Origin of the sequence: Microcystis sp. M_OC_Ca_00000000_C217Col, from assembly GCF_007095585.1 — a bacterium.
GTDB lineage: Bacteria > Cyanobacteriota > Cyanobacteriia > Cyanobacteriales > Microcystaceae > Microcystis > Microcystis panniformis.
Window position 1 is genome coordinate 1 of record NZ_SFBV01000148.1, and the last position, 17,859, is coordinate 17,859.

Here is a 17,859-nt window from a genome sequence, read left to right on the forward strand (position 1 = left end):
TTCATCTAAACTAAACATAGTTTCTATCTCCCGACGATTGAGAAGCGGTAACTTATAAACGAGAATCGTCTCTATTAATTGTAAGAGTTCTTGCGGTTTTTGGTCGGGGGTTAATTCTTGCCTCACTCTTTGGATTAATTTTCGGGTGCTATCAATCGCTTTTGCTTTAGATAGGGTAATTAATTGGACTGTAGCTAAACCAATCGAAGTTTGAGGAATGTTTTCTAATTCATTCAGATAAATCCGTCTCACTCGCTCGGAGTTGAGAAGTTCCCGATAGCGTTGAACTTTATCGGTTTCTACTTGAGGGTTAGGATAGACAATCACACCCCGCCAATCATTGGTTAAGTCAGTTTTACTGAGATATAAGAATATTTCAGTGAAAAAGCGCTGATAAAAAGCCTCATCTTCTTGAAATTGTACCTCATACTAAATCCGTTGAGTAACGCACAGAAAACGGGTTTCTCCGAGAAACCCGTTTTCTGCTCATGCCTTGGCTTCGGTGATAGGGAGTTGAATTAATTCAAAGAAGATAGAGGGGAAAGATTGAAAGAGTTGATAAAAAATCGTGTCAGTTTTCATGCTTTTATTTTATAGCAGTACCCGCTAAGATTAGGACGTTTTGCTCCCCCCTAACCCCTAAAATAGCGCAATCTTAATCATTACCGATTAATTTAAGATGTTTCCTTGGCGAACCCTTCCACTCTCTCCCTGATGGGCTTTTTTCCAGATTCATCAATAAAAAACGGAGAATACTTGACAAATTCGGGGGGGGGTAGAATGAGGCTGCTTATTGCTGTTAAGCAATGATTTATGGGGTATAAATAACAATTTTTCCCCATTCTTAGCCATGAAACTAACTTGTCAATTAATCAAAAATGACTAATCAACTGCTAAAAGCCCTTTGCCTTCCGGCGGTGACTTGTGCCGTTTTCAGTGCCATTCCCGCCCATGCCGCCATTTTTACCGCTACCTATACGGATACTGTTGCAGCAGTCGACTTCTTACCCCTTGTCGATAACGTTAATGTCGGTGATACTGCGGTTATTACCTTTCAGCTTGACAATGGGGGAACTTCCCTGTTCAACCAAACATGGAACGACAGCAACATTGTGAGTGTCACCTTCAACTTTGGTAATGGGGCCCACGTTACCACCTTTAATCCTAATGGGGGTGATGGGTTGGATGTTGCTACAGGAAGCTTTGTCACCAATGCCTTAGGAACATTAACGGCTGTTCCTACTAGCTGGTCGGATTTGAATGATGTCAATGTCGTCTCAACCAATTCTACACAAACACCCACCAACTGGTTCGTGAATGGGTTCAATGGCGTTTACTATACTAATGGTTTCAGCAACGAGGTCCAATTGACCAATGTAGAAGGTAATATCGTTGCTGCTAACTGGACCATTCAACCTGCCCAGACACAGACAACCCCAGAACCAGGCACCCTTTTAGGTTTATTAGCGGTGGGTTCTCTGGGTGTATTGGCTCGCAAACGTCAATAAATAAATGACCAATTCTATGGTAAGGAAGGTTTAAAAGCCTTCCTTTTTGGTTAGGGAAAAAGGCGCTCTCGCTTATTGAATTTTGGCACATAATGGATAAGTAGCTAGACACAATTAATTACACATATCTAATACTAAGTAGGGTCTGCTGAAAAAGTACGGGCGAAGCATTCGGATAGAAAATCTACGGTTTCACCGATAGGTTATTGCCCGAATGCTTCGCCCCTACAGGACGCGGGCCGATGAAGACGCAAGGTTTTTATTCAGCAAACCCTAAGTAGGTAGGTATTAAAAACTGTGGCTCTTCTCGACTTTGTGTGATAATTTTTGCTTATGTAAGGTTAAATGCTTACTGGGCAAGACTTTTAGGACTATTTTGAAAGAAGAAACTATCAGTATAGACCTCGTTTACACACATCAGATACCCCCGCCTATCGGCACCCCCCTTAATAAGGGTAGATACCCCCGCCTATCGGCACCCCCCTTATCAAGGGGGGCGGGGGGATCGAACCTAAAATCCATTTTTAATTTAATTATAACCAGCTACTTAACTAGGGTTTATAACTGGGAAAATCGATATAACCTTCCTTGTCAAAAGAATACCAATCCTTCATCTCAGCATCGGGATTAAGGGGCCAATTATTGGCGAATCTTTCCACCAAATCGGGATTACTGATATAGGGGCGACCGAAAGCAATTAAATCCGCATCTCCCAACTGAATAGCGGCTTCAGCATTTTCTTTTGTATAACCACAATTGCCGATTAATGCACTATTAAAAACAGCCCTAAACTCGGATAAAAGCATCGGTTGACCCTTTTCATGAAAACCAAAAGCCAAGCCATCTAGCAGATGCAAATAAGCTAAATTGTACTCATTTAATCTTTGGGCAATATAGAGAAAAGTTTCTCGAAAATCCTCGGAACCCATGTCATTATAAACTCCATTGGGAGACAGACGCACCCCCACCCGATGACTGGGAAAAACAGTTAAAATTGCCTCGACTACTTCCTGTAAAAAACGATAGCGATTTTCCAAACTGCCACCGTACTTATCCTGACGCTGATTAGTGGCCGATTGTAGAAAAGTATCGATTAAATAACCATTAGCTCCGTGAATTTCTATGCCATCAAACCCCGCTAATTTTGCCCTCTGAGCGGCTTGGCGGTAATCGTCGACAATTGTGGGGATTTCCTCAGTTTCTAAGGCTCTAGGGGTCTCGTAGGGCTGTTTGCCGATGGGTGTATGCAACTCCCCCTTAATCTTAATTGCCGAAGGGGCAACGGGTAAAGCGCCATTTTCCTGAAAACTAGAATGAGAAGCGCGACCACAGTGCCACAATTGACAAAACATTGGTGTTCCTTTTCTTTGGGCGATTTTTGTCACCATTTGCCATGCTTGCACTTGTTCATCGGTGTAGATACCGGGGGTATTTTGCCAACCGTTAGCTTGGGGAGAAATTACCGTCGCTTCTGTAATCATTAATCCGGCGCTGGCCCTTTGCCGGTAATACTCGGCCATTATCTCATTAGCAAGACGTTTTTCTCCGGCTCGCGCTCGCGTCATGGGGGCAAGCACAAGACGATTTTCTAGGTTTAAATCTCCCAATTTAAATTGACTTAAAAGAGCCAGGGAAGTAGTGAAGGAAGTCATCGAATTTGCCGATAGAGAATTTAGGTTAATTTTACCGCAGTTAGTTAAAACCAGACAATCGCACCCAAGGATGATTGACTGTCTATCTGCGAGATTGTTCCTCTGCTAAGGGAGGAGAATTAATCGGGTCAATTAGCTGACTATAATTGATCTTGGTCATAAATTTGACTATAATTACCAGTTATTTAATTTATTTATAGCGTTTCCTGTTCGCAAGAGGTACATTATCGATATTGAAAAGCTTTATTAGCAAAGGTTTAAGTGTGCCACACAGGTGTGAGAACCGCTATATCATCCAAAATTCAAAAGACAGAAACTATATTTTCTGGTAGTTGAGTCATGATGGTTCGGTATAAAATAGTGTAATTACGCTTATATTTATCTGACCAGAAATAGTCATTGTCGAGATGTCTAGTAACTGGTGTTTTACCGATCAAATAGACTTCCTAGAGACTGAAACGAAACCCTTACTATTCGGTACTTGCTAATTTCAAGAGGGTTTTTCGGCTCTTCTCGACTTTGTGTGATAATTTTTGCTTATGGAACCCTGAAGTGCTTATTGGGCAAAACTTTTAGGACTATTTTGCGGATATTCTATCGGTATAGACCTCGTTTCCACATAGGAAACCTACCCAAAAATACCCAAAAGAGGCAAACAGCCTCTAGATTGCGTTGATAAAAATGGGAAAACACGAGTTTTTAGCAAGCATCATTCATTTAATTGTGCTAATCTCCAAAAAATAGCTATTTTTTCACAATTTATTTAGAACTAATTTATGAGTAAAAAAAAGTCTTGATCGACTTGGGCTTTGTGGCTAGTATGTAAAGCATCTAGCTTCTTCATTGGAGACACCTGAATGAAAGCCCTATTACTGTGGCCGCTGATGCCCAACTCCTTTTGGTCCTATCAAGAGACTTTAGATCTAGCCGGTTTAAGAGCAACCAATCCGCCCCTGGGTTTAATTACGGTGGCAGCCCTGTTACCATCGGATTGGGAAATCCGGTTTGTTGATCGCAATGTCCGATTAGAAACGGCTTCGGATTGGGAGTGGTGCGATTTGGTAATCATCTCCGCCATGATCATTCAGAAAAAGGACTTTCAAGAATTGATTGCCAAAGGGTTGCAGTTGGGTAAAAAAGTGGCTGTGGGCGGGCCTTACCCCACCTCCTATCCAGAAGTTGCCCAAAAAGCTGGGGCAGATTACCTGATTCTCGATGAAGGAGAACTGACAATCCCGCCGTTCCTGGCGGCCCTGGAGCGGGGTGAACCGAGTGGTGTCTTTAGAGCCAGTGAGAAACCCGATGTCACCATGACACCGATCGCCCGCTATGATCTACTAGATCTGGATGCCTATCTGGCGATTACCGTGCAGTTTTCTCGCGGTTGCCCCTTTCAATGCGAATTTTGTGACATCATCAACCTCTATGGCCGCAAACCGCGCACCAAAACCCCAGAACAAATGTTGGCTGAGTTGGAGACGTTATATCAACTGGGGTGGAGGCGCTACATTTTTGTTGTCGATGACAATTTTATTGGCAATAAGCGGAATGCCAAGGTGTTTCTGCGGGAGTTGATCCCCTGGATGGAACAACACCAGTATCCCTTTAAACTGATTACGGAAGCTTCCCTTAATCTGGCCGAAGACAGCGAACTGATCGAGTTAATGGTCAAGGCCGGCTTTATGCTGGTGTTTATGGGGATTGAGACACCAGATACCGATAGCTTAATGGGCATTAACAAGGTTCAAAACACCCGCCAATCCCTGATCGAATCCTGTCACAAAATTACCCGCATGGGGCTGCAGATTATGTCTGGCTTCATTATCGGTTTTGACAATGAGAAACCTGGCGCAGGGGAGCGGATCAAAGAGTTTATTATGGAGGCGAGTATTCCCCAGGGTCAGTTTAGCCTGCTCCAGGCACTGCAAAATACTGCCCTGTGGAATCGCCTGCAACAGGAAGGTCGTCTGGTGGATGGTATGGGTACTTTCCATCAGGGAGCGATGATGAACTTTGAGCCAACTCGCCCTGTGGAAGAGATTACCGAAGAATACATCGACGCTTTCTGGGAAATCTACGATCCTGTTAACTACCTGAAACGAACCTTCAACCATTTCATGATCATGGGGGGATGGCGCGGCAAATCGAACCGTAAATTAGATTGGCAACAGTGGCAATTGTTCCGTTCCTTGCTCTGGCGGCAGGGGATTGTCCGACCGACGCGCTTCCGTTTCTGGTGGCAACTGGCGGTGATTGCCTGGGTCAAGCCCCGTCTGCTAGAAGAGTATCTAGCGACCCTAGGGATAGGTGAGCATTTTTTTGCCTATCGCTATGAAGTCAGAGAACAATTACTAAAACAACTAGCCGATTTGAAGCAACAGAAAGCAAGGGTAGCCCAGCTGGAAAAAACGCTCAAAAGCTAGACAATAGCGCCGAGGAACAGTCATTTATCCCTAAACAGCGCTCTTGAATCCTACCCCAAAGTAGAGCAACAAAAAGCGAGTGGGGTTGTTTGACTGTCAAGTCAGTTGACATACTCCCACCGTCAAGCTAGGCTGTGACGGGGGATTCTTTCCACATTGCTGTTAGAAATTCCTTGCTTCGACGAGACGGCTTAGATTCTCAATGTCTCCATTAAGAACCCAGAGACCCGACTCTCCCCCCCCCCAAAGGCTTGGATTGAGTGATAAAATTGGAAGTAATACCCGATGTCTCAAGTTAATTGGGCGAGGATTTCGTGGGAATTTATCTCAGTCATAATCTTACCAAAAGTAGCGGTCGGGGTGAATAGTGGTTTGACGTTGTTGGGAATTGTATTCTAGCAGGTATTTTCTGGCGATTACTTCCTGTTCTTCTAATAAGAGTAGCTCATTTTCTCCAATTTCTGTATCGGTAGAGAGGAGGATGACTTGAGAGGAAGCGGCGGGAAAATAACGTTCAACTAAATTATGGCGATGGGAAGAATCTAAACGTCCGAGGGGTGTATCGATAGCGATGGGTAAATCTCGTCCGGAGACTCGCGCTAATCCCCACAAAAAAGCGATCGCTAATAGTTGTTTTTCTCCGGCAGAAAGACGGTGTTTAGGCACATTTTGTCCATCGGGACCAAAGAGAGATAGACCAAAAGTATCAGCATCGATCGCTATTTTCTGCACCAGATCGGACTTATGCAATAAATAACGAAAACATTCCGCCACTTCTCCCTCTAATCTATTTAATTTTTTTAAAGTTAAGCGTTCTTTAAATACTTTTAAAGTTTGCTGTGCTTTGACAATAGCGTTGACGATATGTTCGTTACTTTGCGATTCTAAAGCTTTCTCACTGTAGGCAAATAATTCTTTTTTAGTTTTCTCAATTTTCTTTTTGATTTCCTCATAATTTTTGTGGCTTTGCTCGTATTCCGCTTGAGCATTTAGATACTTTTTCTGAGCGGTTTTTAAGTTATTACTCAGGGTTTCGTATTCTTCGGGAGAGGCTGCTACTGCTAATTCTCGCTCTAAATTATCTAAGTCAGCTTCCAGATTTCTTAATTGTTCTATTGCTTGATGAGCGAGGTTAATTTGTGCCGGTAATTGATGGGTTAAGACTCGATTTAATAACTCGATCGCCTCCTCGTCTAGATCTAAGTAAGGAGTAATCAAAGAATCGCTATCCTCAGCTAAAAACTGATTTTCTTGCTCTAAAAATTCTCTAATATTCTCTAATTGTTCTAAAGTTAAATTCAGTTGTTCTAAATAAGCAAGTAACTTTTTATCTCTGGATTCTAAAACCGATTGAGCGACCTTAGCTGATTGAAATTGTAGCTCTTTTTCTCCCTGAATTTTAGCCGCTTCTAGGAGAGGAAAAATTAACTTTAATGGTAATAATTCTCCCGCTAATTGACCTAAGTATTCCCTCTGGTTATCTAACTTTTTATCTACCTCCTTTTTTCTGATCTCTAATTGACTTCTTTCGGCGGCAATTTTGCCGCCATCAATGCGAAATTTATCCGAGACTGCATCAAAATCATTTCTAACCACATCTAAATTTTTTTGTTGAGTTTCCATCTCTTGCCTAGCCAATTCTAAATCTTCTTGGTACTGGGCTAATTTTTTCTCGATCGCTTCAATAGTTGCCAGTTCATTTTCTGCTGCTAGTAACCGGCGCTTGCGACTAGCTAAAATATCGAGATCAACGGCTAATCTTTCCGCTAATTCTAACCCTAATAAAGTCTGCATCGAATCCTTAACGCTGTCAGGAGGTACATCCTGTTCTGCCAATTCTTTTACCTGTTCCCCATCAAATAAAAAGAGGTTAGAAATACCCAAAGGTAATAAAGTTTCAATATATTCATCCCAAGTGTTAGCTAAGGCAGGATCGGGCCAATCTTCATCTAAAATACCGAGGGTATCCTTACCATCTTTAGGCTGTTTTGTCCAGTATCTAACGATACGATATTGTCGCCATTGTTCATTAACTAGATGTTCAAAAGCCAGTTCAATTCTCGCTTGATCGATGAGGGAAGCTTGATTATTAACTGCTTGACTGAGAAACTCGGCATAACTTAAATTATTGCGAGTAGAACACTTGGCCCGCGCACCGTACAAAGCCAAACGAATCGCATCCATTAAAGTAGTTTTACCGCCGCCATTCATGCCTCCCAAAAGGATAATCGGACAGGGATTGTTATCTTTTTCGGGGCGTAAATTAATCACTTGACGACCGGCGTATGGACCAAAGTTTTGCAAAACTAATTCAGTAAAAATCATTAATATTCAGCCTTAGTTAAGTCGAAAGTTTTAGGGAATCTCCTGTAACAATTATACCTGAAAAAGTGCCGCAGATATTTTTTGACACCCAAGAGAAAAACCCCAGATTTTATACTATAGCATTGATCACCAGCGCCTAGATATAATTAGAGTCTGCGGAAAAAACTCTAAGATCCCCCCGCCTGTCGGCACCCCCCTTATTAAGGGGGGCAGGGGGGATCGAGTGCAAAACCTATCTTCTATTTAATTGCAAACAGCTACTTAATTAAAGTCTGCTGATTTTTACTTTCTAGTTCATTACTGGGCATGAGCCTATTTTTTGAAAAAATCGTTATGATCGGCGTGAAAGTGCCAACACAGGGGAGAAAATTGCTATGATCACGATCGGCGAATATTTATGCCAGCGTCTCCATAATTTAGGGGTTAATCATGTTTTCGGGGTGCCGGGGGATTATGTCCTCGATTTGATGGATGTTTTGGTGGAAAGTCCGATCGAATTAGTTTGTACCTGTAATGAGCTTAACGCGGGTTATGCCGCCGATGCCTACGCGCGAGTCAAAGGTATGGGCGCTGTCTGTGTCACCTACGGAGTCGGGGGATTTAGCCTCGTTAATGCTGTGGTCGGTGCTTACGCTGAAAGAGTTCCCTTGGTGGTGATTAGTGGGGCTTCCGATCGCTCGATTCGCCGGGATAATTTATTATTACACCACACCACGGGCGATTATAATCTGCAATTTTCGATCATGGAAAAAGCCACGGTTGCCTCGGTTATTCTCACTAATTCCACCCAAGCTGCCAGTCAAATCGATCAAACTTTAGCAGCTTGTTTGCATCACAAACGTCCCGTGTATATCGAAATTCCCCGGGATCTGGTCTATCGTCCCTGTATCCCCTCAGAAAATCCAATTTATTTAACCGATAATCTTACGGATACCGCCGCTTTAGAAGAAGCCATTGAAGAAGCGGTTTTTTTATTAGAAAAAGCGGAAAAACCAATTATTTTAGCGGGGGTAGAATTCCATCGGTTTAAACTCCAGGATAAGTTGCTGAAACTTTTAGAAGTAACGGGTTATCCCTTAGCCACCACTATTTTAGGTAAGTCGTCAATTTCGGAAATGCAGCCGCAATTTATCGGCACTTATGTGGGGGCATTAAGTCGCGAATACGTTAGTCAACGGGTGGAAAATGCCGATTGTGTCCTCTGTTTAGGGGCGATCATGTCCGATATGAATTTAGGCGGATTTACGGCTAATTTAAATCCCAATAATTTGATTAATGCCAATTCCGAGAAGATCAAGATTAAACATCACTTCTATCAACCAGTATTCCTAGGGGATTTTATCGAGGGTTTAATTAATAAGCTAAGTCACAAAGAAGCGGCTACACTAGAGATTAAACCTGCGGCCGAATTGAAGAATTTAGAATTCATCGCCGTGCCAGAGCAAAAATTAACTAATGCTCGTTTTTATGAGCGAATGAATCATTTTATCGCTCAAGAATCTTTTGTTATTTCCGATACGGGGGATGCAATTATTGCCACAATTGATTTATTAATGCCTCAAAAAACCGACTTTATCGGTCAAGCATTTTATCTCTCTATTGGTTATTCAATTCCCGCCTGTTTAGGAGTAGCTTTTGCCGCACCAAATACTCGTCCTATCGTCTTTGTGGGTGATGGTGCTTTTCAAATGACTGCCCAAGAACTTTCGACAATTATCCGTCACCATCTCAATCCAATTATCTTTTTAATTAATAACGATGGTTACACGATCGAGCGGGTAATTCAGGATAATATTTATAATGATCTACAACCGTGGAAATATCATCAATTACCAGCAGTATTTAACGGGGAAAGTTGGAGTTGTCAAGTCAGGACAGAAGGGGAATTAGAAAAGGCTTTATCGATTGCCCAGGGTAACATCGATCGCCTATCATTTATTGAAGTACATCTCGATCGTTTTGACTGTTCCCAAGGCTTAACTCGTTTAGGTCAAGCTTTACGTTCACCCCATGCCTAGACTGGTTATGCTATTAGGTTTTGACTGTGTGAAGCTGCCCTAAGACACCAGACTGAAACTCTTTTCGCTCCCAAGAGTCAACAATTAAGATACAATCGGTATCTTAATCAAAGTTTGCCGGTGACAACCGCAACTAAAAACCCTATGAATGCTTTTTGGAAACAAATCACTCTACTGAACTTTTCCCCTGCTTCTTGGTCAAAATATAGCTATCTGCATCGTTTAGTCGGACTTTTTAGTCAATGGCGACAGGGTAGCTGGTTTGTGGAGTGGACAGAACTGATGGGTGCGCTGTTAATCTCTCTCCTTATCGCCACTGCGCCGTTTTTCTCCACCAGTCAAATCGGTTTTTTGCTGTTAGCAATAGCGGGTTATTGGCTACTCTTAACCCTTGTGGATGAAGGCAAAATCGGGGTGACACCGATTCACCTTTTAGTGCTTTTATACTGGGGAATTGCCACGGTTTCCACGGCTTTTTCTCCCGTTAAAACCGCAGCTTTGGAAGGATTAATTAAATTAACTCTCAATCTCATCTTTTTTGCCTTTACTGCCCGAATTATGCGCTCGCCACGCCTAACAAATTGGATTCTGACTACTTTAGTTTTAACCGCTTTAGCAGTGAGCGTTTACGGCATTCGTCAGCAAATTTTTGGCGCGGAACAGTTAGCAACTTGGAACGATCCTACTTCAGAATTAGCGGGGGATACTAGGGTTTATAGTTATCTCGGTAATCCTAATTTATTAGCTAGTTATTTATTCCCCGGTATTGCTTTTAGCGGTGCGGCATTATTTGTGTGGCAGGGATGGCTACCGAAAATTTTAGCGGCTTTACTAACTTTAGCCAATGCCGCTTGTTTATTTTTTACCGAGAGTCGTGGCGGTTGGATTGGTTTGATGGTCTTAGGAATTGTCTTCTTATTGCTATTATTTTATTGGTTCAAAAATTATCTACCGTTATTTTGGCAAACCTGGCTTTTACCCTTAATTTTAGGGGGTTTAGCCGTGGTGGTTTTAGGGGCGATTTTATTGGTGGAGCCGATGCGAATTCGGGTGATGAGTATTTTCGCCGGCCGAGGAGATAGTAGTAATAACTTTCGGATTAATGTTTGGGATGCAGTTATTCGCATGATTCAAACTTATCCGCTTTTGGGCATCGGACCGGGTAATGATGCTTTTAAGAAAATTTACCCCCTATTCATGAAGCCAAAATACACGGCTTTAAGTGCCTATTCTGTGGTATTAGAAATCATGGTAGAAACGGGAATCATTGGTTTTACCTGTTTCCTCTGGTTATTAGTTACAACTATCGGCCAAGGCATCCATCAAATTAAACTTTTACGCGATAAAATGGACAGTCAAGGCTTTTGGTTAATCGGGGCAATTGCCGCTATGGCCGGAATTCTTGCCCACGGTTTCTTTGATACAGTTTGGTATCGTCCCCAAGTTAGTACCCTCTGGTGGTTAGTTTTGGGTTTAATTGCTAGTCGTTGTTATTCCCCTGCTAGAGGTTTTGATCGTGGCAATTCTCTCCTCTAGGGGGGCGAAATGGGGGAGCATTGAGGAGTTATTTCAAATTACGGATAGGGCTGCTCTGAAGGGTATTTGAATCTCGTGTAGGCGTAGGCGAGGGGGATTATTAAGAAAAATCACAAATCTTCCATCCTACCATCTCTCGGTGGCCAAAGCAAGAGATAATTAAATTAGATCGTTTCCCAGTTTGTTCTGCGCTTGGCGCGATTTCCTAACTGCAATAACGAGAGTAAATCCCTGTGGCCGTTATAGAGACGAGGGAGGAAAATAATGGATCGTTCTCTTAAGTGGGCCGTGGCGATTGTCATAACTCTAATCCTCGTGCTTTCCCCGGTCTTTTCCCAGGGCTGTGGGGCGACAGAGTGGAACCCGAAAGGAGGGAACGGTCAAGATACAATGCTAACCCTTACTCGCACTGACAACGGCAAATCCATCACCATGCAGGTCAATGACCTACTGCTACTGTCCCTCGACGAGAATCCCACCACTGGCTTTCAGTGGGCGGTCGGTGGTGTCGGGAGCGATTTAGTGAAGCTGCAGGCCTCTGAGTATGTACCTGCCATAGAGTCGAGAGTCGGCGGGGGCGGTCAGAGAATCCTGACCTTTAAAGCGCAACGGGCTGGGATAGACCAACTAAGGCTTAAGCTTTGGCGAGAGTGGCAAGGAGAACCGTCAATTGTCGAACGATTTACTGTCACGCTCCAAGTCCGAGAGTAAAGGCTTCTCAGATAGCCAAGGGCCAGTGAGTAACGACTTAGGAGGAAAGGAAAAATGAGTGAAACATTTGTAATTCCTGCAATGGGATGGTTGCCCGACTATCCCGATATTCGTGATGTTACTTTTCAATCTGAACGCGTACCGTCCAAACTGCAAGCTTTGGGACAGCCATCTGTCAAGCAAATGCTGGCCAAAGTGGGAGCAACGACATCTGCCCCAGCAGCGCTACCAGCCAGCGTGGACTTGAGGCCGTGGTGTTCCCCCATGGAGGATCAAAAAACTATCGGTTCTTGTACGGCCCACGCCGGGGTCGGACTGGTGGAGTATTTTGAGCGGCGAGCTTTTGGCAAACACATAGATGCCTCGCGCCTCTTTCTTTACAAAGTGACGCGCAACTTGCTCAAATGGACGGGAGATACGGGGGCATTCTTGCGCTCAACAATGTACGCCCTCACCTTGTTTGGCGTACCACCAGAAGAATACTATCCCTACAATATCGCTGATTTGGACAAAGAGCCGTCGGCATTCTGCTACGCTTTTGCCCAAAGCTATCAGGCGATTTCCTACTACCGCCTCGATCCGCCCGGGACGGCAAGAGACGCACTGTTAGCTCGGATTAAAACCGAATTGTCGAAAGGTCTGCCCTCGATGTTTGGCTTTACTGTTTACAGTTCTATCAGTCAGGGCAACACGACCGGCAAGATTCCTTACCCGACTCGGGGCGAGAGAGTTCTCGGCGGTCACGCCATTGACGCAGTTGGTTACGACGACAACCTCAAGATCAAGAACACCAATGCCGGTGGCATTGAAACCACCGGTGCCTTGCTGATTCGCAACTCCTGGGGGACTGCCTGGGGAAGCGCTGGCTACGGCTGGCTGCCCTACAAGTACGTCCTCGATGGTCTGGCAACTGATTGGTGGTCGCTAATCAAGAGTGAATGGATCGATACGGGACAGTTCGGATAGGAGACCGATTCGATAAGGTGTGAGGGGCAAAATAAAGGCTTCTGGTGAGTTTTTTCAGAATAGGGGGGACGCTGTGAAAACTCGCCGTTTGTTGAATTTTTTAGGGTATGCTTTTTAAAATTCGCTGTAAACCTTATTCTGTATGTGAGCGGAATCGAGCTAATTAGCGATCGCCAAATGCGGTGTGGGTGGGTCAGTCGGTAACGGTGGAAGCGCGCAATGGAAAGTCGCTTTTGATTACTGTTCCGGCGGCGGCGTTGGTGGTTTTGCAGTAGTTAGGAGGGATCGGAGAGGAAGATTCTTGTGTAACTATTCAATAGTAGGTGGGTGGAATTAAATATAAGATGAACGTAGGTTGGGTTGAAGCATGAAACCCAACGCCCGCATGGGTTACGCTACCGCTAACCCATCCTACAAATAATTGTGCCTCCCTACTTCCACCGATTGCAGAAGTCTTTCCACGATCGCTTTAGCTTGACGACCGTGACTAGGAATCAGACGATGGCAGAAGACGTAGGGAGTAATTAACTTAACATCATCGGGGATAGCATAATCGCGACCTTCGAGGAAAGCGTAAGCTTGAACTGCTTTTTGCAAAACCACACAACCCCGGGGACTGACTCCTAAACTAATATCTTCGTGATCACGGGTAGCCCGGACTAAATCGACGATATATTGCTGTAAAGTGGGAGCTACCTGGACCAGACTGACTAATCTTTGCAATTCTCCCACCTGTTCTAGGGAAATACAAGCTTCTAGGGATTTAACCGTCTCTTGAGAATGCTGTCTCTGTAACATTGTTAATTCTTCTGTGGCGCTGGGATAACCCAAACTCAGGCAAACGGCAAAACGGTCCATTTGCGCTTCTGGAAGCGGAAAAGTGCCTTGATATTCGATCGGATTTTGGGTGGCGATCACAAAGAAGGGTTGGGGGACCGGCCGCGCTTCTCCATCGACGGTAACTTGTTTTTCCTCCATGACTTCTAGAAGTGCCGATTGGGTGCGCGGGGTGGCCCGGTTGATTTCATCGGCCAAGAGGACGTTAGCAAAAGCGGGGCCAGGGATAAATTCAAATTCGCGACTGTTGGGGTTCCAAATCGTCGTTCCCGTGATATCACTAGGAAGGAGGTCGGGGGTGCATTGTACCCGTTGGAAACGACCGTTAATTGAACGCGCTAAGGATTTAGCTAACAGGGTTTTGCCGACTCCGGGTACATCTTCCAGGAGAGCGTGGCCACCACTGAGTAAAGCCACCAGCACAATGCGAATCGATTCGGTTTGGCCGACGATGCTCTGGCTCAAATTTTCCATCAAAATATCAATAGCGTCTCTCATAGCACAAAAGGGGTATTTTGTCAAGAAGGTTAATGTTAAGTTTTCTTTATCTTAACGATTCTTTTCCTAATTTGCCCACACTAGCGAGGAAAGTTGACAGACAATGGCGGGAAATTTTCTGCTAGGGAGCTAATCGGGGTTAGGGTGGCGAGCAGGGAGAAAATTAGTTAAGAATTGTTGCCAGTGAGCGAAATCAAGATTTTCAGTCGGTTCAGTCTGATAAAATCAAGGAGAATTTCTCCTAATCAGTGAAGATGAAAGCCAGTTCGCTCGTTTTTAGTCTTGTTTTAGGAATCGCTGCCAGTACATTAACCAATAGTTTACCCGAAAATTTAACTTTCAATTCTCGGAAAATATTGGCTCAAGATCAGGCACCTTCCTGTCCCCTCCCTCCAGATATTGCTATCACTTTTCGCAATAGTGAATGTCAGGCAGTTACCCTAGAAAAACCCCAGACTTTTTTCCGTTATTATAGTGACGAAAATTACAAAAAAGGTCGTTTTCTGACCACGGATCAATATACCACCAATGTGGAGGTGATCAGAAATTTAGCCCTCGATCAAAAGTGGAATCCTCCCAATCAAGCGACCAAAGTAGTATCGGTGACTTTACCTGCGGGAACAACGGTTTATCAAGGAATTGTCGCCCCCCAGAATCCGGCTGATTGTTATCCCGGTGGTGGTCAGCAAACTTTTATTAAAGACTCGCGAGATGCCAATATACAATGGGGAGAGGGGCGAGCAATAACGGTTACATCTCTTTCCTGTCGCTAGAATATTATGGAAACGAACATGAGGGAATTAATTCAATCAATTGACCAAGCTATTACCGTGGCCGAACAGATGCGGAAAACAGAAAGATCGACTCGGATTGAGGGTTTAATTTCTGTCCTGAAAACCATCAAAAGTCAGGCTTTAGCTGGTCAATTACCACCGTCTCAAGGCATTGTTACCCTAGGATTAGCGCGAGAAGTAGCTGATTGGATCGATTCCCTTGATTCTCCTTTATTGAAAGCGGTGGGTAAAGTGGAAAGAGAATACCAAAAATATTAGGAGTTGTCGGTGACAGAAGTTAGAATTAACCGAGAGCGATCGCAGTCTATCTCGATCTGATTTTTTAATCGATCGAGAGAATTAAATTTCTGTTCTGGTCGCAGGAATTGCACTAAATCCATCGTTAAAATGCGATCATATACATTGCCCGACCAATCCAATAAATGGATTTCCACACTGATAGTTTTTCCCTCGATCGTGGGACGATAACCGATGTTCATAACTGCTGGTAAGCGAGAACCATCGAGATGCACCCAACCGCAATAAACCCCCAGTCGCGGCAATAATTTATCGGGGGGAACCTGTAGATTAGCGGTATGAAAACCTAATTGTCTGCCCAGCTGTTGCCCGATGACCACACGACCAGTTAAACTGTAGGGACGACCTAACATTTGTCCGGCTTGCTCAACATTTCCCGATGCCAAAGCTTGACGAATTAGGGAACTACTAATTCGACCCGTCCCACAGTTTTTTAAACCAACAATCTCGACTTTAATATTAAATTGAGAGGCGATCTGTAATAAATCTTCGGCTGTACCTTGACGACGATAACCGAAGCGGAAATCTTGACCAACACTGATCGATTTAGCCTGTAATTTTGCTACTAAAATCTGTTCGACAAAAGCCAAGGGTGTCAGGGAAGCTAATTTAGCAGAGAAAGGCAGTAAAACTAATTGTTTAACGCCTAAATTCTCTAAAACCTCCACCTTTTCCCCTAGAGGAGTTAATAACTGCCATTTTTCTCCCGTAAAAAATTCCCGCGGGTGGGGAGTAAAACTAACAACGGTGGGATAAGCGGGTTCATCCCGAAAAATTGGCTGTAGGACGGTTTGATGACCTAGGTGCAAACCATCAAAGTTACCTAGTGCGATCGCACTAGGGGCTAAAATACGGGTATTAGGAGAATCTACAATCCACACGCTGGCTCTAAGAACAGATACAAGAGAATAATTCAAGCGATTAATCTTGAGTGTAGCCTTTTGATTCTATATCAATCGGGCGATCAAGCTAAAAAAAAGCCCCCAATAACTTGGAGGCCTTTGGAAGTTTTAGCAAGTTGAACGTGAACGATCCCGGTGCGATCGGCCCGGCATTCCCAATCAATTGCACCAGAAAGATGAGGGAAACAAGCATTCATTAATTGTTCAGTTCGTTCTTGTTTTGGTCGTCTGTGGTTGTTCTTGCTGCTTTTGTGGTTTCCCAATCTGAATCAAGCATAAGTAGCTGGTTATAATTAAATTAAAAATTGATTTTAGGTTCGATCCCCCCTACCCCCCTTGATAAGGTAGGGTTGATTCATGAATCAACCCTACCCTTGATAAGGGGGGTGTCTGATAATTTTTAACGCCTACCTACTTAAGGATATTGTTTTTGTTTCTTTTGTTCTAATCCTGTTGCTAATCATAGAGCGATCCCGAAAGGATAAGGTTTACCATAGTAAGGTGGGGGATTTTTTTCCCACCTTATTTTATTTATTGTCTATAATTAAGATAATGACGGCTAATTTTGAATGGGATGAAGACAAAGCTAAGACAAATCTGAGAAAACATGATATTTCTTTTAATGAGGCTAAAACTGTCTTTGAAGATACCTATTCTTTGACTTTAGATGATCCCACTCATTCAATCTTAGAAGATCGTTTTTTGACAATTGGTTATTCTAGTCAAAACCGCTTGCTTTTAGTTGTTCATAGTCAAAAACAAGGAAACATCAGAATCATTACTGCTAGGAGAGTAACTAAACATGAAAGAAAAATCTATGAACAAAGTAATCAATGATCCCATCAAAGATGACGAAATGTTAGATGATTATTCTCAGTTTTTAACGGAGTCTCATTTAAAAAATGCAGTGAGAGGAAAGTATGCTTGTTCTTTAGGAGATAAGGATGCTTCTACCATTAAGATTATAGCAGAAAATGAAGAGAGATATGTTAACATGAAAACCATTGAAGTTGAAGCATTCGTTAACAATGAAGGTCAATTAACCGTACAAGTTCCTTCAAATTTAAAAGAAGGACAATATCAGGCTGTATTAATTATAGAAGAACCCAAAAATGAAAATCAATGATCTTAGAATAGTTGACACTCCCGTTGCCTAAAGGCGTGGGGATTCTTCATTCACGGGGAGATGCCTTGCAAAAGCAGTGCTTTTACTCGGTCTTACTCTCCCTCAGCAAAGCAGTAGCGGTATGCCCTACCGCCAATATTCGTAAACCGGGAGCATCTCACTTACGCGATGAGTAATTATACTTAGCCTAAAAGCCACTCTTAATCGTGTCTTGGAACGAAATAGAGGCTTTTAAAGACCGCGTACATGGAGAATTAAAACAAGAA

General features: G+C 43.4%; 14 protein-coding genes and 2 pseudogenes. 10 read left to right on the forward strand and 6 right to left on the reverse strand.

Going from position 1 to position 17,859, the window contains the following annotated elements; all coding sequences use genetic code 11:
- A pseudogene (locus tag EWV66_RS08505) lies at positions 1–582 on the reverse strand (Rpn family recombination-promoting nuclease/putative transposase); the annotation flags it as partial.
- 296 nt (positions 583–878) lie between these two features.
- Here EWV66_RS08505 and EWV66_RS08510 point away from each other — a divergent pair.
- Complete coding sequence (locus tag EWV66_RS08510) at positions 879–1,508, forward strand: PEP-CTERM sorting domain-containing protein (RefSeq protein ID WP_287108382.1); 630 nt, start codon at positions 879–881, stop codon at positions 1,506–1,508.
- Between the two features lie 551 nt (positions 1,509–2,059).
- Here EWV66_RS08510 and EWV66_RS08515 read toward each other — a convergent pair.
- Positions 2,060–3,160, reverse strand: coding sequence for an alkene reductase (locus EWV66_RS08515; protein WP_052277582.1), 1,101 nt, complete (start codon positions 3,158–3,160; stop codon positions 2,060–2,062).
- Positions 3,161–4,017: 857 nt separating this feature from the next.
- Here EWV66_RS08515 and EWV66_RS08520 point away from each other — a divergent pair.
- Positions 4,018–5,583: a B12-binding domain-containing radical SAM protein gene (locus EWV66_RS08520; protein ID WP_052277581.1), complete on the forward strand. Its 1,566-nt coding sequence runs from the start codon at positions 4,018–4,020 to the stop codon at positions 5,581–5,583.
- Positions 5,584–5,705: 122 nt separating this feature from the next.
- Here EWV66_RS08520 and EWV66_RS08525 read toward each other — a convergent pair.
- Both EWV66_RS08525 and dndD read right to left on the reverse strand, forming a co-directional pair.
- A pseudogene (locus tag EWV66_RS08525) lies at positions 5,706–5,820 on the reverse strand (zinc ribbon domain-containing protein); the annotation flags it as partial.
- Positions 5,821–5,922: 102 nt separating this feature from the next.
- Positions 5,923–7,908 carry a DNA sulfur modification protein DndD gene (dndD, locus tag EWV66_RS08530; RefSeq protein ID WP_052277580.1) on the reverse strand — a complete coding sequence of 662 codons (1,986 nt, stop codon included), beginning with the start codon at positions 7,906–7,908 and terminating at the stop codon, positions 5,923–5,925.
- Between the two features lie 374 nt (positions 7,909–8,282).
- On the opposite strand from dndD, the gene EWV66_RS08535 reads away from it, so the two are divergent.
- From EWV66_RS08535 to EWV66_RS08550, 4 genes are all read left to right on the forward strand, one after another.
- Complete coding sequence (locus tag EWV66_RS08535; RefSeq protein ID WP_185238067.1) at positions 8,283–9,926, forward strand: alpha-keto acid decarboxylase family protein; 1,644 nt, start codon at positions 8,283–8,285, stop codon at positions 9,924–9,926.
- A 144-nt stretch (positions 9,927–10,070) separates the two neighbouring features.
- Positions 10,071–11,462 (forward strand): IctB family putative bicarbonate transporter, encoded by a 1,392-nt coding sequence (locus EWV66_RS08540; RefSeq protein ID WP_052277578.1) that lies wholly within the window; start codon positions 10,071–10,073, stop codon positions 11,460–11,462.
- Between the two features lie 264 nt (positions 11,463–11,726).
- Positions 11,727–12,173, forward strand: a complete 447-nt coding sequence (locus tag EWV66_RS08545; protein ID WP_052277577.1) for a protease inhibitor I42 family protein — start codon at positions 11,727–11,729, stop codon at positions 12,171–12,173.
- Positions 12,174–12,227: 54 nt separating this feature from the next.
- Positions 12,228–13,139 carry a C1 family peptidase gene (locus tag EWV66_RS08550; RefSeq protein ID WP_287108386.1) on the forward strand — a complete coding sequence of 304 codons (912 nt, stop codon included), beginning with the start codon at positions 12,228–12,230 and terminating at the stop codon, positions 13,137–13,139.
- Positions 13,140–13,550: 411 nt separating this feature from the next.
- Here EWV66_RS08550 and EWV66_RS08555 read toward each other — a convergent pair whose 3' ends face one another.
- Positions 13,551–14,474: an AAA family ATPase gene (locus tag EWV66_RS08555; protein WP_287115936.1), complete on the reverse strand. Its 924-nt coding sequence runs from the start codon at positions 14,472–14,474 to the stop codon at positions 13,551–13,553.
- Positions 14,475–14,728: 254 nt separating this feature from the next.
- On the opposite strand from EWV66_RS08555, the gene EWV66_RS08560 reads away from it, so the two are divergent.
- Positions 14,729–15,247: a hypothetical protein gene (locus EWV66_RS08560; protein ID WP_052277574.1), complete on the forward strand. Its 519-nt coding sequence runs from the start codon at positions 14,729–14,731 to the stop codon at positions 15,245–15,247.
- Positions 15,248–15,253: 6 nt separating this feature from the next.
- Positions 15,254–15,526 carry a hypothetical protein gene (locus EWV66_RS08565; RefSeq protein ID WP_002761130.1) on the forward strand — a complete coding sequence of 91 codons (273 nt, stop codon included), beginning with the start codon at positions 15,254–15,256 and terminating at the stop codon, positions 15,524–15,526.
- On the opposite strand, the gene EWV66_RS08570 is transcribed toward EWV66_RS08565, so the two are convergent.
- Positions 15,523–16,446, reverse strand: coding sequence for a bifunctional riboflavin kinase/FAD synthetase (locus EWV66_RS08570; RefSeq protein ID WP_052277573.1), 924 nt, complete (start codon positions 16,444–16,446; stop codon positions 15,523–15,525). The genes EWV66_RS08565 and EWV66_RS08570 overlap by 4 nt on opposite strands.
- 573 nt (positions 16,447–17,019) lie before the next feature.
- Between EWV66_RS08570 and EWV66_RS08575 the strand changes: the two genes are divergently transcribed.
- Positions 17,020–17,304 (forward strand): BrnT family toxin, encoded by a 285-nt coding sequence (locus tag EWV66_RS08575; protein WP_052278524.1) that lies wholly within the window; start codon positions 17,020–17,022, stop codon positions 17,302–17,304.
- Entirely contained in the window at positions 17,270–17,593 is a 324-nt protein-coding gene (locus EWV66_RS08580; RefSeq protein WP_052277571.1) for a hypothetical protein, read from the forward strand. Before EWV66_RS08575 ends, EWV66_RS08580 begins: the two co-directional genes overlap by 35 nt.
- The last annotated feature ends 266 nt before the right edge of the window (positions 17,594–17,859 follow it).